This window comes from Lacipirellula parvula, assembly GCF_009177095.1.
GTDB lineage: Bacteria > Planctomycetota > Planctomycetia > Pirellulales > Lacipirellulaceae > Lacipirellula > Lacipirellula parvula.
This window is the reverse complement of record NZ_AP021861.1, coordinates 1,354,599-1,375,294: the sequence shown is the minus strand read 5'-3', so window position 1 is coordinate 1,375,294 and position 20,696 is coordinate 1,354,599. Positions and strand designations below refer to the sequence as shown.

Below are 20,696 nucleotides of genomic sequence, written 5' to 3'. Positions count from 1 at the left end.
GCCAACTGTGTTGAAGGCTGTAGCGTCGCCGATCTTGAATGCACTATTTCGGCTTCTCAAGCAGAATCTCGCCAGTGACTTTAGTTGCTCGAATCGCTAACGCCAAGCACAACAGCAACGGCGAGAATAGGTCCGAAGCTCGTGACGCCACGCGCGTAGACCAGTCGCCGCGAGACTCGAACATTCACACTTCAAACGCCGCGGGCCGCGGCGTCATACACGACACTCAACTCGTTTTTATTTTGGAACCATGCTTGATTCACGCACAACAGCCGACGATGATTCACGAAGCACGCTGAGCTCGCGTCTGCGGGCCGCACTTCGTTCATCGCCTCATAGCCGCTACGCGATCAGCAAAGCCACGGGCATCGACCAGGCAACGCTTTCGCGATTCGTTAACTCGGCGGATCCTTCAACGCGATCCGGCCTCAGCCTGCGAGCGATCGATCTGCTCGCGGCTCAACTCAACCTCGAACTCGTCGCATGCCAGAGCAGCGACACGGAAAGGGCGCCGACCGATGGCATCACTGAGCAAGGACAAACAGGGCAATCGCACGATCCAGTTCAGTGCGGGCGAGAAGAAACGGCGATCGATTCGCCTGGGCAAGATGCCGCAGAAGGAGGCCGAGAACATCAAGGGCCATGTGGAGGCGCTAATCGCAGCGCTGATCTCGCAGACGAGCTGGAGTGCCAAAACGTCGGAATGGGTCCGCAACCTGACGCCGACGCTCCACGACAAGCTGGCGAAGGTGGGGCTGCTCCCGCCGAGGTCCGCGAAGAGTGCGTCGACTCTCGGTGAGTTCTTGGCGGCCTACATCGAAGGCCGCTCCGACGTGAAGGAATCGACCGCGATCAACTACCGCGCGACGGAGCGAGGCTTGCTGGAGTACTTCGGGGCGAAGAAGCTGCTCGCTGACGTCACTGCGGAAGATGCCGACAAATGGCGGCGTTGGTTGGCTGCGGGCGAGAAGCGAGCGAACGGGACGGTCGTACGGAAGAAGCTCGGCGACAACACCGTTCGGCGCCGGTGCGGGTTCGCCCGCCAGTTCTTCCGCGCCGCCGTTCGCGATCGAATCATCACCGAGAATCCATTCGCTGGCATGAAGGGGGTATCCGTGCGATCCAATCGGGAGCGAGATTATTTCGTGACGCGTGAGGAGGCTGCGAAGGTTCTCGACGCATGCCCGGATGCTCAGTGGCGGTTGCTGTTCGCGCTGAGTCGCTTCGGTGGACTGCGTTGCCCGTCAGAGCATCTCGCGCTCCGGTGGGTCGACGTCGATTGGCAAGCGAATCGCATCACGGTCCGCAGTCCCAAGACCGAGCACCATCACGGCGGCGCCTCTCGACCGCTGCCGATCTTTCCTGAGCTCCGACCGTTCCTCGAAGACGCATGGGCGATCGTAGAGGCCACCGTCAATGCCATGCCGCCGAAGGAGCGGGCGAAGGCTTACGTGATCACTCGTTACCGCGGCGCCAACGCCAACCTACGAACGCAGCTGGAGCGGATCATCGCTCGCGCAGGCCTCACGCCATGGCCAAAGCTGTTCCAGAACTTGCGGCAGACTCGCGCCACGGAGATCGTCGCGGAGTATCCGCAGCACGTCGCGTCCGAATGGCTTGGGCACACGATCGAGATCGCGCAAGCGTTCTATTGGCGAACGACCGAAGAAGACTTCGCGAGGGCCGCGACCCAGCCAACGGGGGGCAAAGCGCTGCAAAATCCGGTGCAGTACTCAGCCGCAAGAGATGGCAGCGAGTCGTTTTCTGTGCAGCCACAGGCTGGAAAACGCGAGAACTCAGAGGATCTCGCAGAGAATCAGTGCTCCCTCATGGACTCGAACCATGAACCTACTGATTAAGAGTCTGCCAGAATTTGCGTCAAACGCCTAGAAATGCGAAACGCGCGACAAATGCGCAAAACCTACCGGATGGCAACCCTACTCACTGGCGGCCGGCAAGCGGCCCGCCTCTGTTTTGCCAACGCCGGTTAGAAGGCCTCGCTGCTATCGCTGCCGCTGCCCGCTTTCGTTCCCAGTTGCTTGAGAATCACCAAACAAACACTGCTACCAATGAGGCCGATAAGTACGAATGGCCAGCTATAGAAAAGAACATATAATGCTCGGAATCCGCCCCCGGGTGTAGCAGGAACTCCCGACCTAGGCGGGTCAATTGCCAATTGATAAATAAAACTTGCAGCAGGTATCAGTATCATCGCGATACTGATACCGAGCGCGACTTTGGTAGTAGAGCGGCGGATAGCTAACGACATTGGTAAATCCAATTGGCGTGTTTGTTGCAGAACGTAGTGCGTCCAACCAAGCAAACCGACAAGCAGAAGGCTAAGCAAAACATTGATTAGCTCTGGTTCGATGCCGGTATTTAGCCAGAGGAAGCGACGGACTGTGGAAGCAACAGGTATAAGCCAGGTTCGTTGCGGGGATATCAAACTGGAAAACGCACACAGATAAGCAATATAGTATCCCCACGAACGACCATATAAAATGCTCGCCCCAGATACAACAAGTGATACGCCCAATGTCGCAGGGCGAGGAGTTACTAGAAAGAGTTGATAGACTCCCGATCCAATCAAGAGTACCGCCGCCGCAGTAGCAATCCACTTAGCGACTTGCATAAGAGTTTACGTCTTGAGATTTTCCAGTGATTCGCAGTCCTACCCTCTGACAGACTGACAGGTGGGCCCTCTGGATTTCCGGCTAATTTGCTTAGGGCGACGACTTACCTTCTACCTCGAACGCAGCATCCAATCATCAAGCCCGTAGCTGCCAGCAGCAAGCCAGATGGCTCAGGAACGGCAGCCCATGCTGAGGTGGCGGGCACGCCCGTCCCATAGTTGCGTTGCCAAGTGAGGAAGTCGTTTCCATCGTAATCCGTGCCAAAGCCGTCCTTCCACTCCTGTAGGTCGGCTCCGTCGACTTGACCGTCGCCGTTGAAGTCGCCCGGAATGTCATCAGGCGGATCGCCCATCCACCACGACAGGCCGTAGTTTTGATCGTCGCCTAGACCGCCAGCATGGACCACTTTGATTTTGTAGTTCCCGCCCTCGCCAACGTCGAAGAAAATATGCTCTACGTTGTCGTCAAAGGTAATTGACTTCATGCCGAGGGGCACGGCCTCCAAGTCGTCCGAATTGGCTGGCAATAAGTAGATATCTAAGTCGTTCAAGTCGCGACCGATGAATTCCTCGCCCGACGTATAGGTTTCGTCGCCCTCAAGTAATTCAACCTTTCTGTCCCACGCAAGAGTTATCGCAACGTAACCGGAAATCGGCTGGTCAATTACATAATCGTTGAATGACCCAGGCGCCCCAACAGTGCCATAATCCCACCCGATGCGTGAGACGGTGCCGGGCTCTTGTTCGCCGGGTTGAAAGTTAATAAGCGCAGCACCAGCGTTCAAATGACCGGCTCCCATATCCTCATCCAACGCAATCAAATCGCTAGTGCCTGCCGAACGCTGTAGCCAATTCTGGTCAAACTCATCGACCACTGTTCGCGTTGACCCGTGAACGCCGTTTATCTTGTCTGCCGAGTTGAGAATGATCGACTTCATTACCTCATGTCGATGCGAATTGTCCAAGTCCCATCCCGGCGCACCGCTCAACCCCGTTTGAGTCGTAGCATACTCATGTAGTAGTGCAGCCGTTCCGGTGACGTGCGGAGCGGCGAAGCTCGTGCCGTCGCGAACGCGGCCTAGATTATTGTTGCTAGTGAGTAAGATATCATCGCCGGGAGCTAATATGTCGATGGATGTTCGCACGCCGACGGCGTCTAGGTCGGGGTCAAATAAGTTGAAATCCGCAACCTGCCGAAACTGGCCAACGGGATTGCCTTCACCATCGCGTACCTTTTGCGAAGCGCCGACAGTTATGCCATTGAAGTTGTCTTGAGGTACAGCAGCCGGGCCGTTGTCTTCCGCACCGCCCACAACATTCAGAACGTCATACCGAATAGCAGTCCAGTCGACGATCTGCGTCATGATAGTGTTGCCGTCCGGCGATTCAATGAAGGGCTGCAACGCCCGCCCCTCACTAATATTGATGGCGCGCATACCGGGAATTCGAGCAATTCGATTCAAAGCCACGGCGAATACTTCATCCCCTCCCGCCCCTGAATCGCCGTTCGCATGCAAAATCGCGTTAGGGGCTACGCCTTCATATAAGTTGATCGGCGTCGGCTTGGCGATCATAACGCCAGCTACTTCGGTTGCGTGGGCTCCTATTGCACCTTGGACAAGAGCGGAATTGGGGCTGTCACTCCCATTGCCCGCGTATACTGCAAAGGGTTGCGTTTGGGCGTGTGTGTACATGCCGTTATCAACTCCCGGTTGTCCCGGTCTACCCGGCTCAACTTGGCCGATGAGAACTCCGGCCCCGGTCAAACCAGTTGCCTTTGACTTAATGCCGTCAGGGCCGATGGAATCTTGATCGGCAAAGGCAGAGCCGCAGAGCGAGAATACAAATACTGCCGCTAAAGGGAATCTCATTGCCGCCATCCTTCTCTACTCCGTTTTCGAGACAACAAAAGAAAACGAATCGCACACGACATGCCGCGTTTTTTGTGGGGTGTCCGTTTTCTCTTTCGGGGGTAGCTCTTCGACTTTCACGCGATATTTGCCGGCAGATAGTTCGCCAAGTGGTATCAAGGCAATATGAGGGCTCATATCCAATGTGCGGTGCGGTACGTTTCTGTACTTGACGGTGATAGTTTCGCCATCGCGTTCGACTTGTTCCAAGTGGACGTACTGCCCACTGGAATACGAGTAAAAAACCAATGACAATTCTTCGCCTGCGGGGACGGAATCAACTCGTTCCGCTTCTTTTGCTAACACGTCATGGGATTGCTTTAGTGCCTCAACCCCAGTTGCAGCGACAACAAACCCCCGCCCAGTGCCGCCATTTCGTGTTAGCTTGTCGGAATTGAGCGTCTGCGCCGTTCGTTCAACCAAGCTGCTCTTAATGAACTCTTGGACCGACTCAGGCTGCTTTTCGCGCGGTGGGTCTAATTTGCGAATGTCCTGCGTGCCGGGCATATCCAGCGCCCAGATACTCTTGAGCGGAATCTCTTCTGCTGCGGCCGTCGCCGATACGAATAGTCCGACGACAGTAACTAACAATGTACGAACCATTTGTGTCTCCTTACCCTGGTCAGGATTGTAAACGCATGCGTTACGGAAACGCAATATACTGGACCCAGTTTGCCGACAATAAGCATTCCAGCACTGCCAGCACTCAATCCTAGCTGACAGGGCTGTCGCGACCTAGTTGAAACAAAACGGCCCGGTAGCAATTGCTACCGGGCCTTGTCGTTTAGCGGATGCGATTGGTGCCATGCCGCTGAGTTCGATTGATCAGGCGGATGACCTCGCTCCCCGTGACTGACGGGTCGCGAGCGCCATTGACGTTGATTGTCGTGTCACCAACGTTCGTCACACTGCCGCCGTTCTCACGGAAGCTCGGCGTCTGGCCAGCGTTGATTGCCTGAAGCTGAGAGAAGAACTTCCGAGACGATCGGGCGTTCACCACGAACTCACCGGGCGACAACATCGCCGGGATCGTGTCGACGCCACGACTAGCAAAGCCACCTTCAGCCAGGTGCATCATGCCGCCGAACGCCTGGTTCGTCGCTCCACCTGATGCAGCGGCTCGGGCAGCCCGTTCTGCTGCTGCCGCTGCCCGTTCCCAGTTCGCGGCAATTGCAGCTGTCGGGCCAACTGCTAGGTTCATTGCCTGCGTAGCCTGACCGAATTGGCCAGCAGGGTTAAGCGCGAGCGTTTGTTCGAGCTTGCTCAGATAGATCGGAAGGTTCGGATCGACGACACTCTGAGTCTGAGCCTGCTGCAACTGCTGCAACAATTGGTAGGCTTGCTGCAACTGCTGTACGTCGTCGAGGAAAAACTGCTTGCCCGATGCAGAGTCAACGGATTGCACGAACGACAGGAACTGCTGCCGAAGCGACTCCATCTGCTCTTCGGAGACTGACGTGCTGTTGGCTAATTCGTGAATCTGGTTGCGAAGCTGAGACACCGCCTGAAGGCCATCACCGAACACCGCCAACCCGGCAACGTCGGTCAAGCCACGGTCGCCCAGTCTATCCAGAGCGTGCCCAAGCTCTTCCTGGATTTCCACGGTTTGCTTTTGAGCTAGGGCAGCATTGGCCTGCTGCGTTCTGAATTCCGCCGTCTTCTGCGTGGCAACTTCTAGCGCGGCGACATAGTCGCGCATTGTCGTGATTTGGCGGCCGAACGTTTCCTCCAATGCCGTGACCCCTGAATCGGAGTCGAGTTGGGTAGCGATCTCCGTCGCACTCAGCGCGGCGCTAATCTGTGCCGCTGCGGTGCGAGCGCTGATGACGCGAGCCTGATCGGCAGCGTTAGCAGCGTCTACCTTGCTTTGTTGCGCCTTTCGGAAATCCTCGACTTCCTTCGCGTTGGCGTCGTGCAGCGCTTTGATGGAACCGATTGCCGCTTCGGTTCGAGTCTCGTTGATTGACGCCCCGATTAGCTCGCCGCCTGCCATAGCGGCAGGGATGAGCGCCAAAGCTCCCAAACCGGTAGCCAACCCCGCAGCACCCAGCTTGGCGGCAGCGAGTTGTCCTATGAGGAGACCGATAGCAGCAGTGATGCTACCCACAGCCGGGGTGGCGAACTTGATTGTATCCGTTAGGTTGCTAGTGGCGTCCGTCATACCCAGGAATTGCTTCGTCGATTCCAAGAGTGCGCCGCCTATTTCCGTAGTGAAGACGTTCTTGATCTCGTTGAACTCCTTGCGGACTCGCTCCCCATCATTTGCGATGCTCTGCAAGTACCGCCCGTGAGCAAAGTCCCGGCCGACGGCATTCATTTCGGCAAGGTTCGCCGTTGCACTCTTCAGGCCGTCGCCGAGCAACGAGGTTGCACCGCCAAGCGCCCGGACGTTGGGGAACAGCTTGGCCATTTCCGCTGCGCTTCCACTTGTCGCCCCCTTCAGCCGTTCCAGCGTCCCGAACAGTCCGAATGCACGAATCGCAGCCTCGCCGCTGTCGACGCCTAGACGCTGAAGGGCTTCCTTCATCGCTTCCGATGGCTTTGACAATGCCGACATGATTCCAGATAGCTGCGTTATGGCTTCGTTCGTCTTGAGGCCACGAACGGTAAGCGAAGCGAGGGCCGCGCCCGTTTCTTCGGTCGAAATCCCCATGTCCTTCGCGCGAGGACCAACACGACCGAAGGCGTTCGCCAGCTCGTTCGCTTCGACACGACCCAAGTCGATCGTCTTGAAGAAAACGCTGCTGATTCGGTCCGTCTCGGAGACGTTCAAGTTATAGGACTTCAGGACGCCGGAGAGCAAATCCACACTGTTAGCCAGTGAGGAATTCGTTGCCTTGGCGAACTCGGCACTTTTTCCCGCGAATTCCAGTGACTCGGCGGCGCTGCCGACTTGATTGCTGATGGCCTGATAGACGCCCGCCGACGCTTCAAGCAACGGAATGTTGAACTCGTTACTCAAATCTCGAACGGCCTTCGAGAGATCATCAGCCGATTGTCGGCTGTCATCAATCGTCTGGATCAATGAGATCGAACGCTGGAAGTCAGCGGCGTCGTTCGCCGTCGCCTTGAAGCTGTTTCGCAACGTACTGAGGCCGCGCACGATGGCCTGAGTGAACACGACGCGCGACAAGAGCGCGAGGCTCGTCGTCATGCGTTGGACGTTCTGTCCGACCTGATTGGCGGCAGTCGTGGACGAATCCCCGATCCTTTGCAGTTGCTTACCGATGTTGGCACTGGCGGTGCCGAACTGGCCCGCCGTCTTACCGGTGTTCTGCAAGGCGGTCTGCAAGTTCAGCAGGGCGTTGTCGAGTTTGGTGAGTTCGGCAATCGCCTGCGAGGCGTCGAACCCTAGTTTATTGATGATTTCCATGATTTATCGCTATTGGCGCCCAAGGCGCCATAAACGGGCGCCTGGACGGTAGAAATTTTGTTGAGAGTCGCTTGGCGCCGACCATCGGCGCTAGCATGTTTGTAGTGTTCCGTCACTCATCCAGGAGATCGCACCCATGACTCTCGAAAAGATTCGCACCGAGATTAACTGCCTGATCGGAGATCAAACCCGTTGTTTTGAGGACATCGTCATTGATCTGCGGGCGATCGCGGAACACGCATCGTCGTTTGCCGATGCGTTTGAGGATGAAGAGTTTCCTGAATTTGACACCGTGGAGAATGCAGCATGAGCAACAAAGAATCACTGTACGCAACATTCCAGCAAGGGCAGGCGGCCCTACGTGAGCTAACCGGCAAAGCACGGCAGCGCATGTCCTCCAAAGGCTGGAAGCAATTCCTCGCCATGCTGTCGACGTTGCCGCCGGAGACGGACTTCCAGGATTTCATTCGCATCAAGGGAGTCAGGCAGTTCGACTACTACGACCTCTCGCTTCCGTGCAACTTCCGCCATCGAGTCGAACGAGAAGCCGACGACCGATTTGGGTTCTACAAGAAAATGGAAGAATGCTGGGAGCGGGGAGACATGCAAGAAGCATCCCGGCTCGGAGACGAGTGGCAGGCCGAAGCCGACAAGATTTCCCGTGAGTGGATTCAGGAAATCCAGAGTGACTTCGATGAGGAAATGGGTATACGAGAACGGGCGGCGGCATTAGCTGCTTAACGGAAATGCCCCGCTTCGGCGGGGCATCTTTCATTTGAACCGGTTAATCTCGCGCTGAGTGTTGCCGTACTGGTAGGATTGAATCCACGCAACGATGCGGCCGGCTCGCTCTTCCCAGTCGGGAACGTCCTGGAATTCCTTGGTCACGATTGCAACAAGATCAATGCCGAATCTTTGGATGGCTTCTTTGCTCAGAAGCTCGCCGGCTCTAATGCGGCTGGCCTCCCACTCCTTGCGAAGTTTGGCGACATGCACAGCCATCTGTATGATGACGGGCGCGGGCGTTTTCTCATCAATTAATTTGGCAAGCATTTCCTCGGACACCTGAATTTCAGGTAGCGAGTCGCCTGGGTTGTCGACGATGATCTCGTCTTTCCGATACGGGTGTTCGCGATGCCTGACGTACTCAGGACACCAGCGCGTCACCGTGTTGGGCGGGACGCCTGTCCGTCGTGAGATTTCCGCGTTCGACATTCCCGACGCCTTGAGCTGACGGACCTCGGCGAACTCGTCTTCGCGTCCTTTCTTTGGTGTCATCGGAAATAGCTCACTGATACGAGAACAGGGCTGGCAGCGAAGATGCGAGCAGTTCGCACGTCGCGAATGATGAACTCATCCATTGGCGAGCATTCGACCAAGACTGACGAATCAACGGCAGCTTCGCCCGCAAGATTAAGCCACGCATCTTCACCCAGACCGAGATTCTGAACCCAAAAACCGCGAGCGCCCGCCGCATGCGCAGCCTCCGCTCCGGGTAGTGGTTGGCTAGCCGTTACAACGGCAGTCGCGTGAGACAGCACGGTAACGGCCGCTGCCTTCGTTAGCGTAGCCATGTAACTCCGATCTTCGCCGAGTTGCCCGGCGTGGCAATGACGCGAACTGCCGCAAGATCGGTGAGATACCATATCCACACGCCGCGAGGCTCAAAGCGAATCGCGTAGTCGACGGCGGCATCAGACCCGTCCAGTGCAATCCAGAGTGGGTCTCCTGCCACGTCGAGACTCTGAACGGTGACTCCGCGCGCGCCGGCGGCAACCGCGGCCTCTACGCCTGGGAGTGGCTGGCTAGTATCAGTGATCTGCGCCACGTTATGGCCCAAGATTTGAACTTGGGCAGGTTTGCTCAAGGTCATCAGCTTCGCACCAGGACGTGTAGAAGGTTGTCGTCGTAGTCGTTGTCGGCCGCGACGTAGAACGTGACGTTGTGATCCATGCTCTTCGTTACATCGAAGCGCATGCCCTCAGATGGTATGGGGAAGCCATCCACACCGATGTCCGGGCGGTTGGACAAATACAGAATGCTTTCGCATTCTGGTGATGGTCGTACCCACACTTCGCGCGCCGCCATCATGCTGAGTTGCGTTGGCACGCTGCCAACCAGGACTTTGGTAGTCTCGAATCTCACTTGAAAAGTCTCCGGTACCAAGGCCGACGCTTCGCCGGTCGTGCTGGTGAGTTAACAGAAATGGACGGTTCAACGATGGCGACGCCTTCTGGAGTGAATCGCGGACGAGCCACCGGCGTCGGCGGGTCGGGGACGTAATAGCGACCAACACCATCTGCTAAGAGTGCGGCGCGGTCGCCGACTACTCCACGGCAGATGGCGTCTTGCCGCCTACAGAGTTCGGCGAACTCCGGCGTTCCTTCGGGCGGCATCGAGAGAATTTGTTGGTTCATCGTGGCAACACCTCTCTGTATTTAGCGCCAGCGCCGAAGCGATGCATAATTCTCTCAATGGTGAGATAGTGCCGGTCACGGTAATCGTTGAGCCTCGCAAACACTTCGCTTACGGCATCGTCTGGGTACTTCCATTCGCGTCTGGGGTCATCTTGCGGGAGCAGATCGTAAGCATCCGCAAAAACCTGAAGAAGAAACGCGAAGAACATGTCCTCGCGATTCAGGAAGTTTCGTGAGTCAAGCGCATGTGATGCAAAGAAGAATGGGTTTCCCATTAGTTCAGACTCGCTCGGTAAAGGTTCTGACGGTCTACGAGCGAAAGACTCCGCATGCTCTCGCCGTCTTGTTGGAAGATGAGAGCCAGCGAGGCTTCGACGGCTTGCCGGTGTGCTGCTTCTCTCGCCGACTTCGATGGGTTTGCGGCGAGATACGACACACCGGAAATCTGTTCGACGTAGCCGATCTGGCTACCGGAAAGTGGGCTGACAAATGCTTGCGAACTGGTCACTTCGTAGGTTCTCCAAACTTAGTAGCAAGGGCTGCAACTTCGGCCGGTGCAGTGTCGGCGTCGAAATAGTGAATGACACGGTTCTCGCCATCGCGAGGGCGAAGAATTGCGATGCGTTCGCGACCGTGAATATCTGTGAGTCGCGTAACCGAGTCGCCCGGTAACATGTAGTTGTGTGCGGGATTAGCGGGCGGCGCACCGGCCCTCGCAGCGGCAAGTTGCTTTTGCGCAATAGCTACGTCGCTCATCTTGCCGGCGAACCTCGCTCTCGTAAGAGCGTCTTCAGCCCATGCAATAGCGTGCGGCTGGGGCTCACCTTTCGGCTCGGTAGTGGGCGTGCGATAACCATACGCCTGCTGAGAGATAGCGCGGAATTCGTTGCGCTCGCGCGATGGCCGATCTTCGATCGCGATACCATTGTTGTGGCGGAGTTCGTTGGCGGAAAGTTCGCGGCCTGCTAGTGCTTCTGCCTTAGCCACTTGGGCCTCGCCGTGCGCGATGGCCTCGTCGCGAGTAGGGAATTTCCTCCCCATCACGACATAGTATTTGCTGCCATTAGAATGGCTCTGGATTACAGAAAATTTCAATTTCGCTCCTAAAAGTGAATTTCGATGACGCCCTCTCCGATGTAAATTTCGCCGAGCCCTTCAAGGGCGCGCAGATCGAAGATGGCATCGGGATGTGTGACGATTGCCCTGTCGTGGCGTATCTCGACCACGACTAGGGGCTGGTTAATCTGACTAAATGCGGACAGGATTTGTTCGTACATAAGCGTTGATAATTACTTCCAGGACCGCTGCGGAAGTTGGCATCGCCACAGATGTATGGCATAAGCAGACAGTTCCGTCATCAGTCACGTCGAGTGGCAATCCCTCCAAAGAAATTCCCCATTTACGGCAAAGGTGTCGAAAATAGTCGAGCTTGTCGAAATAACGCGCATGCTCGGCTTTGCGTCGCTTGCGTTCGGGGCCAGGACGCATGGCCCACCAGTGCTGGGGTCTAGGCATATCGTTAGCCTCAGTGAGAAAAGTTGCCGGGGATAATCGGACCCGGCGACCGCCGAGTGCCCACTCGGTATAAGGCGGGACAACGAGTCTCGCCCCAGAGAATGTGTCTCGCGGGTGGGAGCCCACCCGCTCCGGCGATAGAAGTACCGCCGCCCTCACTCGTGCGCACGAGGGAGTCAAATAAGAGTTGCCCCGTCGCCTGGTGCAATGACGGCGGGGCTGCCGATGGCGGTCGTCATCGGCGTGTACGATGCGGGAGGTAACCCATACATCCCGCACGCAGCGCTCGGGTACACCCCTCGCGCCAATCGCTTTACATTCTTTCGAGCCTCGCGGCGGAACGCGCTAGCTCCAGTAGTGGCTGAATATGCTCAGGACGCCACCCGATTTTGGCGAGGTCGTCAGCGACTTCGTCAGCGTCATATTGGTCGTCGCGGTCGTCGTCCCAGTAGAACATTTCGGTTTCAGGATCGAACGCCAATGTTGGTTGCTGTCGAAACTCGAATTGCTTCGTGGCCTCGCGGGCTTCCGACTTTGACAACTCCGACTTCTTTACAAACCCAAATACGCCGCGAGCGTCGCGGACGCCGAATGTTCTGCCGTTCTCAGTCCAGACTAGCTTTTCCACTCGAACCTCACTGGCATGCCGCCTTCCAGGCGCGTTGAAGGGTAAGAAAACGTGATGCTATTGTGAGCCAGTACGGGAGCGAACTTGCTCAAGGCATCCTTGAGGCGTGGGAGATTGAGGCACGTTCCGCCGAACTGCGACCGGAACTCTTTGGCCGTCCCGATCCACGTTCGATGCTCTTCGATATAGCCGATCAGGCGATGGACGAACTCAGGTAGACTCTCAGCCTGAACGGCCCGCTTGTCGTCGGTATCAAGAGCGGGAATCGCGAGGCGACCTTCAAGCTCCGGCAGCTTCATGTTCAGAAGCGTCCATAGAAAGGCAGGCGCTTCGCTTTTCAACTGCTCCATTAGGACTGGCTTCGGGATGTCCTTTGGCGGCCGTTGGACTTCCATGACGGTGAATCGAGTGTCGCCAAGTGGAACGAGGCACGCACTGCGGATGTTGCTCGTCTGAATCCAGTGGCTGTAGTTTGGAATCTGATAGGTGTCAGTCCGCATGCGGCGAATCGACAGCGTCGGACTCGTCACGGCGTCTTTGATCTTCTCAGAGACGCCCGGGAATCGGCCGATTTCCTTTTCCTCAACGATGGCGAAGACGGCCCCATCCAGCTCGCCATTGAAGTCGGACTGGCTAGTAAGGGCCCGATCAGCCTTGATGATGCCGCCAGTGATGAGCAAGCTCAGCGATTCCCAAACGATCGACTTGCCGGAGTTCTCCACGCCGTGCATGAATAGGTAGGGAAGCCTGCAAGTTGGGTCTTGAATCGCGGCAGCGAGCCACTGCTGCAAATAGAGACGGCCCCCGCCCTTGTAATAGCGGTCGAGCGCGCGGCCGATATGATCGTGGATCATGTTCCACGTCGGGTGAGGGCCTTCGACTGGCTCGCATCGGTACTGAGGCGCACCTATATTCCACTGACGTTCGGCGGGATGCTCGGGCGCAAACGGAATGCAAACCTCAATCCAAGGATCGCGCTCCAGTTCACCCATGCGACGCTCAGCGTCGGGCTTTGAGAAACCCTTCGCCTGATAAACGGTCTTCACTGCCGACGGGAATTTCCGCGACCAGCGGCCGTTATTCAGCATGACGTACCATTTGCCGGTATCGCCGTGCCCGCTTTCGTCACAACGAATAATGTGACGAATGTCGTCGTCTCCTACGTCGTGGTCGTGGACCTGAGTCCACCAGCCTGCCTTAACGGTCGACAGCCATTCGCAGGCGTCGCCTTTACGCTTTTGGGCGTGGATCAGCAGACGGCTGCCGCGTTGCTCGACAAGATAGATGCGACCACGCAAGAGGTCGGGTACGTGCGTAGAGAACCCGAGTTGCTTGGCCGTCTGTTCCACGGAATTCGCGTCGTGGAACTCGAAGGCATCCTTCGAGAGGGTCTTAGTGCCGCCAGAACTGCGGCAAACAGTAGAGAAGTCGGTCATCGTTCCTAAGTGGTCGTAGTAACATGGGCGGTCCCCGTTGGAGATTGAGGGATGCAGGATGAGGAATGAGAGTCAAAAAGGGCCGCCGGGTAGATGACCGTCTACCCGGCGGTGAATGCGGGGACCAGCCGCGACCCCTGACTGCTTACTTCACACGACGGGTCGCGTGAGTGACGCAACAATTCTTGTCGCGTCGCAGAGTTAACGATTTCTACAGCCAGTTAAGGGTCACTACAGGAGTTTTGGCGTCGCAAGTCGTTGCTGCTCATCACGTTATGATGATGGCTGTAGTTCCTGTAGTTTTTCGCCATATAGCTACTTAATAGAAGCATTACCTGTGAATAACCCTAAGTAGCGATGTGACCAAAAACTACAGGAACTACAGGAGTCGACGTAAACCATTCATAGATCATCACTTACGGCGAGAAATTTCCTGTAGTAACCCTCAACTGGCTGTAGTTTTCCCTTAACTCACAGCGGCAGTGTGTGAATTGAACTTCGCCATCGCGAGCTGTTCGCGGGCCTCGCGGAGCGACAGCCCCGCGCGTCGAAGGATGACTTCGGCCGCGCTGGCCGGAATGCTGACGTACTGCGTGCCGCCGACGGCGATGGTGAACTGCTTGCCCGAAGGGGCGCTGGCGTTGTAGCTGATGCTCATGGTCTGTTCCTGTTCTGGTTGATAACACTCGACAACACAATAATGCGGCAACGAAGGGGTGATTTTTCAGAGATTCTTTTATTTTGTCCCGATTAGTCCGATTTGCCGCGACGCGCGGTCGTTACCCCGACGGCTCTGCCTCGCGGTTGATGTTGATTAGCTGGCCCGCTGGGCGCTAGCCCTCAAAACCGTCAAATCCGCTGCGACCAATTCAGCCGCTACAACCCGGGCAACCCATTCAGCCACTGCAATCGGCACAGGCGTCACAGGCAGCCCGTCAAATCGCACCAGAGGGGCCAGATTGAGCGCCCGCAGTTCGGCCAGCCAGACGGCGAGGCTGCTGTTCCCGTCGCATCGTGGGGCCTTCCAGGGCTCGGCAGCGCTCCCGTAGCCGACGAAGCGCTCGGTGCGCTCGGGGCGGGGATCGCACAAGATGTAGAGCTTCGTGCTGAGTGGTCTACCGGGCATTGGACCGCGACAACTGATTGCTAGTCAGTTGTTTCTAGTGGGATGTAAAGGCGAATTTAACACTGCGCGCACGCATGCGCGAAAGCCAGCGTGTCTGCGAGCCTCGTTGCGCCCGCGGCGACAACGTGCCGGTCGCAGGGGTGGGGTCAAATTTGAGGATTGCAACGGCCCGGGATTGGCACCGTTTTGGCAGCCCTTTCGGCGGTCGCGGCGGTCGCAATTTCTGACTAACGCGGCAAATAGATGCCGCATAGTGACACGCTCGCGTGTGACGCAGGTAGAGCGACGTCGCAACAGCTGTGACGTCCGGTCTATACATCTACCTGAGCGAGAATCCCGTGAAACACGTCACCGAGAACGCCGTACTCAAGCGAGTCAATCGCCGGCTGGCACCACAATTCGAACGAGTAGGTATCAATCGCCATCGAAGCGATTGGACGCCGTACTACTACCATCTGCATGCCTACTCGAACTCTCTACTAGGCGAGTTTGACGACTTGGAAGCCTTTGCACGCGACTGCGGTGCGCTCGCGGATGACGAAGTTATCAGATAGGGCGCCTAAACGTCCTGTTTCTTCCAAGATTCTCCCCTCCCCTCGCTTGGCGCCGAAATTGGCGCCCGCATAGTAGTAATGACGCCGGTTCTCATCTCCATCAAGCAAGTCGCTGAACTACTTAGCCTCTCTACTAGGACCGTGCGTCGGGCTTGGTACAGCGGTGAACTGCCGCCGCCCATCAGGATCGGCCGCTCGGTTCGCTGGCGACTTCTAGACATCGAAAACTACCAGGGCAACTACGATGGCGAGCGTCTTCAAACGAATCGGACGTAACGGGAAAGAGTCAGAGAAGTGGTACTATCGATTTCTTGACCACTTCAATGGCAAGCCTAAGTGGCGAACTCTCAAGGGAACCGCTGACTATAACGCCACTCACAAGATCGCTAAGCAGGCGGAAACAAAGGCTGCTCTGAAACGCGGGGGCGTTGTTAGCGAGGATGAACGCCAGGGCGACCTACCTCTAAAAGAGTTTGAGGCTGACTTGCGTGCCAGCGGTTGCGTCCGTTCTCACGCTGACTTGACCGTCAATCAGATTCGGACCACGTTCGACGCCTGCGGTATCAAGTCGCTGCGCGACTTGGCAAACGCCGCGACCAGGATCAAAACCTACCTTGCCAACAAGCAACGCGACTCACGACGTAAGGGCAAGGTTAAGTACAAGACCGCCGAGCGGCTTGGCCCGATCAGCGCCCGCACTCGCAATGCCTACATAACGTCAATTCGGCAGTTTGTTAAATACTGCAAGCTCCCACCGCTTGAGCTTGCGAAGGATAAGCAACCGGTCAAGATCGTCCAACGCCGGGCCGCGACCGAAGCCGAGTTTGCCCGCATTCTCAAGTCCGCTAAGGCAGGTGCCTTTGTTGAAGGCTTGACCGGCGAACAACGGTATTGGCTTTATCGGACCGCCGTTAATACGGGCTTCCGCGCCAGTGAACTTCGCTCGCTCACCCCAGCCGCCTTCAAGCTCCGCGACGCCACGCCGATCATTGTGGTTGACGGCGCAGACACGAAGAATGGTGCCGTGGCGAATCAACCCGTCCACCCTGAATTTGCTGCCGAGTTAGCAGAGTGGCTTCGGTGCAAGGCAGATGATGAACCGGTCTGGGGTGGCGAGTGGAACAAACATGCAGCCGAAATGCTGCGAGCCGACTTGAAGGCTGCGAAAGTTACCTATCGTACAGACCGGGGCGTTCTCGACTTCCACGCAATTAGGGCCACGTTCATCACCGGCCTTGCGCGGGCGAAGGTCCATCCCAAGCATGCCCAGATTCTTGCCCGTCATTCGGACATCAAGCTGACCATGCAGACCTACACGCTCTTGGAGCTTGAAGAAGTCGCTGCGGTGCTGCCCAAGGCCATGTAGCGTTAGCTTGGAACCATGAAGCCCGGTCGCTCATCTGAGCCGCCGGGCTTTTCTATGCGCGACAAATGCGCGAAAGTGCGGTGGCAAAACGGGGCAATTCGTGTCATTGCGTGTCACAAGCTCGCGACCGCATAAACCCTTGAGAAGTAAGGGTTTAATCAAGAAAAGAGAAGTGCTCCCTCATGGACTCGAACCATGAACCTACTGATTAAGAGTCAGTTGCTCTGCCAATTGAGCTAAGGGAGCGTTGCCGGCACTTGGCGGGCAGATTCAGAATTTTAGCGTTTCGTCGCCCGGCCGCCAGGGGGCATTTTGCCGGGCAATCGAGCCTCGAAACGACGCGAGGCGGCTCTGCCCCGGTTATTTGACGCGGTCCATCTTGCGGTAGAAGGCGTCTTCCAGTTCCGCGAGGTCGTCGCCGAAATGTTGGCGGAACTCCCGCACACGCTGCCCCTTCTTGTCTTCGAGCAGCAGCGGCTTTTCGGCGATCATTTTGAGATAGCCGGCGTACTCCTTCGGACGCGTTTGGATCAGGAAATAGTTCCAGGCCCAAGCCTGTGCGTACGAGTCGACCGCCGTCTCCGGCGTGGTGAAAAGCTTGTCGTCGCTCAACATCCGTTCGAGCGGCACGATCTTGCCTGCGCTGTAGTTGTCGCGGAAGAGGTCGAAGCGGCTGTAATTGACGTTGCCGATGCCGCTCCAGCTGCGGCTGCTGCTGAGATTCGGCGTTTCGAAAAACGTCGCCATGCCCTCCGTCAGCCAGTAGGGGTTGGCCACCATGCGGGTTTGCAGTCCGCAATTGAACGCGATTTGGTGCGTCGCTTCGTGCACGATCGTGGCGACCAGCGGCTCTGCCTGCGGTTGCGAGAGAAGTTGCGAGATGTCGTGCAGCGACCCGCGATCGCCGGAATTCTGGCGAAACGCCTGCATGCCGGTGAGATCGTACATCATGATGCGGTTCGTCTCGAGATTGTAATAACCGATGATGTTGCTCACCGACGACCCGAGATCTTTCTTCGCATAGTCGGCGTACGACGCTTGATCGGCAAAGACGAGCACGACGAGCGGCTGCTCCGGCGTCTCCACCGGCGACTTTTGCTTTTTCCAGTAGGCGATGAACGCCTTCTGCAAGCGTTCGAGCAGCGAACTGGTCCACTCGGCGTACGTGCGCGTCGTGTTGTAGCAGACGATGTAGTTCTTAGAATCGTGAATGCGAAATCCTGGCGGCAACTCGGCGAGGAGTTGCTTAGTGAGCTCTTCACGCGTTAGGGGGACCAACTTCTCGGAGTCGGTCTTGCGATTGCGGATCGTCGCGGCCGGTAAGCGGTGGATGGCGCCGTCGGCGGTTTTCAGCAACATGCCGCCGTCGCGAGCTTCGACAATCGCCTCGCCCACGAGTTGCTTGGGAGGCTGATCGGGCAGGGCGACCGTGAGGCGCTCCAATGCTTGGGCCGAGGGGAGCGGCGACGACGCGACGAGCGTCGCGAGCAAGACGCCGAACGCAAGCGGCCAACGAAAAGTTGAACTGATAGTCGCCATATGCTTCCAGTGTAGTCGATGTCCGCCAAATCGCCGACGTGCGTCAGGCAATTCCGCCTCGCTGGCACGCTAGCGGGGGGCTAGAATGATCGGTATGACCGATACCGTCCTCGACAGAATTGTGGCCATGAAGCGTCGCGAGATTGCGGCGGCCCGCGACCGCGTCTCCGAAACTGAACTCCGCCGCCAGTTGGCGTCCGCCCCGCCGGTACGCGATTTCTTCGCCGCGCTCGCGAAGCCAGGCGCCATCCGCCTGATCGCCGAGGTGAAGAAGGCCAGCCCGTCGGCCGGCGTCATTCGCGAGGATTTCGATCCGGTTGCAATCGCCCAAACCTACGAGCGTCATGGGGCGAGTTGCCTGAGCGTTCTTACCGACGAGCCCCATTTCCAGGGCCACTTGGATTACCTGAAGGCCGTGCGGGCGAGCGTGGGGTTGCCGATCCTGCGGAAAGACTTCGTTCTCGATTCGTACCAGGTCGTCGAAGCCCGTGCGGCAGGGGCCGACGCCGTGCTGCTGATCGCCGAGTGCCTCGACGATTGCAATCTGCGGAAGCTGCACAACGAGATCATCGAATTGGGGATGACGCCGCTCGTTGAGATCTACGATCCCGAGAATTTGCCGCGGGTGCTGGAGGCGGGCGCCACGCTGATTGGCGTCAACAATCGCGACTTGCGGACGTTCAAGGTCGACCTCGAGCATACGCTCCGCTTGCGGCCGGGGATTCCGGCGGAATGCGTTATGGTGAGCGAGAGCGGCATCAAGACGCACGCCGACGTCGAACGGCTGCACGCCGCGGGCGTGAACGCGATTCTAGTGGGCGAATCGCTGATGCGCGAAGCGGATATTGGAGCGGCCGTTGATCGGCTGCTGGGGCGTTAGACTGCGGTTTTTGCTCGCCAGTCTCTATGCCTCAGATACTGCCATTCATGAAATGGCTAGCGTTTTACCCCTTAACCACAGAGTACACAGAGAGCACAGAGAGCACAGGGAAAGATTGAAGGCCTTCGCCCGTTCTCGTATTCCTCTGTGTTCTCCGTGGTAAATGCATTTGATAATAGCTGCCGAACAACGTTCGCAGCCCGGCGCGGCAGCGCATAAAACAAGCGGCGGGACGACTCGAAAGTCATCCCGCCGCGTTGAATCCGCTCAGCGGTTATTGCCGCCGTCAGGCGATCTCGCATTCGCCCGACGGGGGTTCATGCAAACAGCAGCCATTCGTTAGCTGCTCGACAGGGTCGTTAGCTGCGACGGCGACGCAAGGTCACCATCGCGACGCCGCCCATGCCGGCCAGAGCCATCGTGGCCGGTTCCGGAATCAGCGTTTGGGAGAACGACTGGTCGATCACGGTCGCACGAGCCGGCAGGAAGGCGCCCGACGCAGCGTTCGCGTAGATGTCCTTCGTGACGAACAGCTTCGTGACCGGGGTCGTGAAGATCGTCGAATCAGCCAGCTTCGAATTGACGCCCGGGCCGACAGTCGAGTAGTAGGCGTTCAACGTTTCGTTCTTGCCGAGGAATGTTTCGTCGACAGTGATGAACGATTCGTCAGCGGCGCCGGCGCCGCCGAGGAACAGGTGAGCGTCCGTGATCTGCCAGCCTTGTTGCTGCCCCGCAGGGGAAACTTCAACGGCGAAGCGAATCAGGGCGTCCGACGCGCTGCCGCCCGGCATATCTTGGAAGATGCCATGGAAGCTGACGCCCCAGTTGCCGTCGGGATCTTTGAACCCGAGGACGTTGATGTCGGCCGGCAGGGGCATGTCGCCCAAGCGCGAATAAGAGAAGCCGGTGAAGATCTTGTCGCCGACGACGATGCCGCCGGACGGGTCGCTCTGTAGGTCGGCGAGCGTTACCGAACCGACCGAATTGATCGCGCCGTTAGCAGGGGTCAAGTCGATGAGCGCTGCGGAAGCAGCGCCGACGGTCAAACATGCAGCCGTCGCGAATGCGACAGCCGCCGTGACGGCTCTAGAAGCGAATCGAAGCATTGTGGGTCATCCTTTGCGAGTGTTCTTGCCGTCGCTAGCCAACGATCATCCTCAATCCCCGTCGCACTCGGCGGCGACAGGCCTGGCTAACTCAAGCTGAGCGGAGAATCTCCAATACAGAAAACTAAAAACGAGTTATGAAAACCGTAGGACTCTTTCGAACGGACTGAGTTGCTGACTTCTTTAGGTGCACTGCTTTTGTTTCGCACGCCGC

At 57.4% G+C, this 20,696-nt stretch carries 21 protein-coding genes and 1 tRNA gene; 7 read left to right on the top strand and 15 right to left on the bottom strand.

The features are described from left to right. Positions 1-518: 518 nt before the first annotated feature. Positions 519-1,859 (top strand): tyrosine-type recombinase/integrase, encoded by a 1,341-nt coding sequence (locus tag PLANPX_RS05120; protein ID WP_152097692.1) that lies wholly within the window; start codon positions 519-521, stop codon positions 1,857-1,859. 128 nt (positions 1,860-1,987) lie between these two features. On the opposite strand, the gene PLANPX_RS05115 is transcribed toward PLANPX_RS05120, so the two are convergent. From PLANPX_RS05115 to PLANPX_RS05100, 4 genes are all read right to left on the bottom strand, one after another. Beyond that, positions 1,988-2,632 carry a hypothetical protein gene (locus PLANPX_RS05115; RefSeq protein WP_152097691.1) on the bottom strand — a complete coding sequence of 215 codons (645 nt, stop codon included), beginning with the start codon at positions 2,630-2,632 and terminating at the stop codon, positions 1,988-1,990. 104 nt (positions 2,633-2,736) lie between these two features. Beyond that, a complete protein-coding gene (locus PLANPX_RS05110) occupies positions 2,737-4,503 on the bottom strand; it encodes a S8 family serine peptidase (RefSeq protein ID WP_172991883.1) in 1,767 nt (588 codons plus the stop codon). Between the two features lie 15 nt (positions 4,504-4,518). Beyond that, entirely contained in the window at positions 4,519-5,145 is a 627-nt protein-coding gene (locus PLANPX_RS05105) for a hypothetical protein (RefSeq protein ID WP_152097689.1), read from the bottom strand. Between the two features lie 181 nt (positions 5,146-5,326). Then, positions 5,327-7,915: a phage tail tape measure protein gene (locus PLANPX_RS05100; protein WP_152097688.1), complete on the bottom strand. Its 2,589-nt coding sequence runs from the start codon at positions 7,913-7,915 to the stop codon at positions 5,327-5,329. A gap of 136 nt (positions 7,916-8,051) precedes the next feature. Here PLANPX_RS05100 and PLANPX_RS27175 point away from each other — a divergent pair, with 136 nt between their 5' ends. Both PLANPX_RS27175 and PLANPX_RS05095 read left to right on the top strand, forming a co-directional pair. Next, positions 8,052-8,225, top strand: coding sequence for a hypothetical protein (locus PLANPX_RS27175; RefSeq protein WP_172991882.1), 174 nt, complete (start codon positions 8,052-8,054; stop codon positions 8,223-8,225). Then, positions 8,222-8,656 (top strand): hypothetical protein, encoded by a 435-nt coding sequence (locus PLANPX_RS05095; RefSeq protein ID WP_152097687.1) that lies wholly within the window; start codon positions 8,222-8,224, stop codon positions 8,654-8,656. Before PLANPX_RS27175 ends, PLANPX_RS05095 begins: the two co-directional genes overlap by 4 nt. Positions 8,657-8,686: 30 nt before the next feature. On the opposite strand, the gene PLANPX_RS05090 is transcribed toward PLANPX_RS05095, so the two are convergent. The 8 genes from PLANPX_RS05090 to PLANPX_RS05065 all read right to left on the bottom strand — a co-directional run bounded on the left by PLANPX_RS05090 (position 8,687) and on the right by PLANPX_RS05065 (position 14,569). Beyond that, entirely contained in the window at positions 8,687-9,193 is a 507-nt protein-coding gene (locus PLANPX_RS05090; protein ID WP_152097686.1) for a hypothetical protein, read from the bottom strand. A gap of 283 nt (positions 9,194-9,476) precedes the next feature. Next, positions 9,477-9,650: a hypothetical protein gene (locus tag PLANPX_RS27170; protein ID WP_172991881.1), complete on the bottom strand. Its 174-nt coding sequence runs from the start codon at positions 9,648-9,650 to the stop codon at positions 9,477-9,479. A gap of 678 nt (positions 9,651-10,328) precedes the next feature. Further along, positions 10,329-10,607 (bottom strand): hypothetical protein, encoded by a 279-nt coding sequence (locus PLANPX_RS05085; RefSeq protein ID WP_152097685.1) that lies wholly within the window; start codon positions 10,605-10,607, stop codon positions 10,329-10,331. Between the two features lie 229 nt (positions 10,608-10,836). Next, entirely contained in the window at positions 10,837-11,427 is a 591-nt protein-coding gene (locus PLANPX_RS05080) for a hypothetical protein (protein WP_152097684.1), read from the bottom strand. Between the two features lie 8 nt (positions 11,428-11,435). Beyond that, entirely contained in the window at positions 11,436-11,609 is a 174-nt protein-coding gene (locus PLANPX_RS27165; RefSeq protein ID WP_172991880.1) for a hypothetical protein, read from the bottom strand. Between the two features lie 551 nt (positions 11,610-12,160). Further along, positions 12,161-12,475 carry a hypothetical protein gene (locus tag PLANPX_RS05075; RefSeq protein WP_152097683.1) on the bottom strand — a complete coding sequence of 105 codons (315 nt, stop codon included), beginning with the start codon at positions 12,473-12,475 and terminating at the stop codon, positions 12,161-12,163. Next, positions 12,463-13,911 (bottom strand): primase-helicase family protein, encoded by a 1,449-nt coding sequence (locus PLANPX_RS05070; protein WP_152097682.1) that lies wholly within the window; start codon positions 13,909-13,911, stop codon positions 12,463-12,465. The genes PLANPX_RS05075 and PLANPX_RS05070 overlap by 13 nt, the downstream gene beginning before the upstream one ends. Before the next feature lie 466 nt (positions 13,912-14,377). Further along, entirely contained in the window at positions 14,378-14,569 is a 192-nt protein-coding gene (locus PLANPX_RS05065; protein WP_152097681.1) for a hypothetical protein, read from the bottom strand. Positions 14,570-15,375: 806 nt separating this feature from the next. Here PLANPX_RS05065 and PLANPX_RS05060 point away from each other — a divergent pair. The 3 genes from PLANPX_RS05060 (at position 15,376) to PLANPX_RS05050 (ending at position 16,957) form a co-directional block, all read left to right on the top strand. After that, positions 15,376-15,591 carry a hypothetical protein gene (locus tag PLANPX_RS05060; RefSeq protein ID WP_152097680.1) on the top strand — a complete coding sequence of 72 codons (216 nt, stop codon included), beginning with the start codon at positions 15,376-15,378 and terminating at the stop codon, positions 15,589-15,591. 78 nt (positions 15,592-15,669) lie between these two features. After that, positions 15,670-15,867, top strand: a complete 198-nt coding sequence (locus PLANPX_RS28390) for a helix-turn-helix domain-containing protein (RefSeq protein ID WP_152097679.1) — start codon at positions 15,670-15,672, stop codon at positions 15,865-15,867. Next, complete coding sequence (locus tag PLANPX_RS05050; protein WP_152097678.1) at positions 15,836-16,957, top strand: tyrosine-type recombinase/integrase; 1,122 nt, start codon at positions 15,836-15,838, stop codon at positions 16,955-16,957. Before PLANPX_RS28390 ends, PLANPX_RS05050 begins: the two co-directional genes overlap by 32 nt. A gap of 173 nt (positions 16,958-17,130) precedes the next feature. Here the strand turns inward: PLANPX_RS05050 and PLANPX_RS05045 are convergent. Together PLANPX_RS05045 and PLANPX_RS05040 are read right to left on the bottom strand one after the other, a co-directional pair. Further along, positions 17,131-17,203 (bottom strand) — tRNA-Lys (locus tag PLANPX_RS05045). A 114-nt stretch (positions 17,204-17,317) separates the two neighbouring features. Beyond that, positions 17,318-18,496 (bottom strand): DUF1570 domain-containing protein, encoded by a 1,179-nt coding sequence (locus tag PLANPX_RS05040; protein ID WP_152097677.1) that lies wholly within the window; start codon positions 18,494-18,496, stop codon positions 17,318-17,320. Positions 18,497-18,590: 94 nt separating this feature from the next. Between PLANPX_RS05040 and trpC the strand changes: the two genes are divergently transcribed. After that, complete coding sequence (gene trpC / locus PLANPX_RS05035) at positions 18,591-19,376, top strand: indole-3-glycerol phosphate synthase TrpC (protein ID WP_152097676.1); 786 nt, start codon at positions 18,591-18,593, stop codon at positions 19,374-19,376. Positions 19,377-19,735: 359 nt separating this feature from the next. Here trpC and PLANPX_RS05030 read toward each other — a convergent pair whose 3' ends face one another. Continuing rightward, positions 19,736-20,482 (bottom strand): PEP-CTERM sorting domain-containing protein, encoded by a 747-nt coding sequence (locus tag PLANPX_RS05030; RefSeq protein ID WP_152097675.1) that lies wholly within the window; start codon positions 20,480-20,482, stop codon positions 19,736-19,738. Positions 20,483-20,696: the final 214 nt, after the last annotated feature.

Bases quoted from the DNA above. Each gene is read 5' to 3' on its own strand.
- PLANPX_RS05050 (WP_152097678.1), top strand. From the start codon at position 15,836: ATGGCGAGCGTCTTCAAACGAATCGGACGTAACGGGAAAGAGTCAGAG.
- trpC (WP_152097676.1), top strand. From the start codon at position 18,591: ATGACCGATACCGTCCTCGACAGAATTGTGGCCATGAAGCGTCGCGAG.
- PLANPX_RS05100 (WP_152097688.1), bottom strand. From the start codon at position 7,915: ATGGAAATCATCAATAAACTAGGGTTCGACGCCTCGCAGGCGATTGCC.
- PLANPX_RS05095 (WP_152097687.1), top strand. From the start codon at position 8,222: ATGAGCAACAAAGAATCACTGTACGCAACATTCCAGCAAGGGCAGGCG.
- PLANPX_RS05070 (WP_152097682.1), bottom strand. From the start codon at position 13,911: ATGACCGACTTCTCTACTGTTTGCCGCAGTTCTGGCGGCACTAAGACC.
- PLANPX_RS05065 (WP_152097681.1), bottom strand. From the start codon at position 14,569: ATGAGCATCAGCTACAACGCCAGCGCCCCTTCGGGCAAGCAGTTCACC.
- PLANPX_RS05090 (WP_152097686.1), bottom strand. From the start codon at position 9,193: ATGACACCAAAGAAAGGACGCGAAGACGAGTTCGCCGAGGTCCGTCAG.
- PLANPX_RS27165 (WP_172991880.1), bottom strand. From the start codon at position 11,609: ATGTACGAACAAATCCTGTCCGCATTTAGTCAGATTAACCAGCCCCTA.
- PLANPX_RS05110 (WP_172991883.1), bottom strand. From the start codon at position 4,503: ATGAGATTCCCTTTAGCGGCAGTATTTGTATTCTCGCTCTGCGGCTCT.
- PLANPX_RS05040 (WP_152097677.1), bottom strand. From the start codon at position 18,496: ATGGCGACTATCAGTTCAACTTTTCGTTGGCCGCTTGCGTTCGGCGTC.
- PLANPX_RS27175 (WP_172991882.1), top strand. From the start codon at position 8,052: ATGACTCTCGAAAAGATTCGCACCGAGATTAACTGCCTGATCGGAGAT.
- PLANPX_RS05030 (WP_152097675.1), bottom strand. From the start codon at position 20,482: ATGCTTCGATTCGCTTCTAGAGCCGTCACGGCGGCTGTCGCATTCGCG.
- PLANPX_RS05120 (WP_152097692.1), top strand. From the start codon at position 519: ATGGCATCACTGAGCAAGGACAAACAGGGCAATCGCACGATCCAGTTC.
- PLANPX_RS05105 (WP_152097689.1), bottom strand. From the start codon at position 5,145: ATGGTTCGTACATTGTTAGTTACTGTCGTCGGACTATTCGTATCGGCG.
- PLANPX_RS05085 (WP_152097685.1), bottom strand. From the start codon at position 10,607: ATGGGAAACCCATTCTTCTTTGCATCACATGCGCTTGACTCACGAAAC.
- PLANPX_RS28390 (WP_152097679.1), top strand. From the start codon at position 15,670: ATGACGCCGGTTCTCATCTCCATCAAGCAAGTCGCTGAACTACTTAGC.
- PLANPX_RS05115 (WP_152097691.1), bottom strand. From the start codon at position 2,632: ATGCAAGTCGCTAAGTGGATTGCTACTGCGGCGGCGGTACTCTTGATT.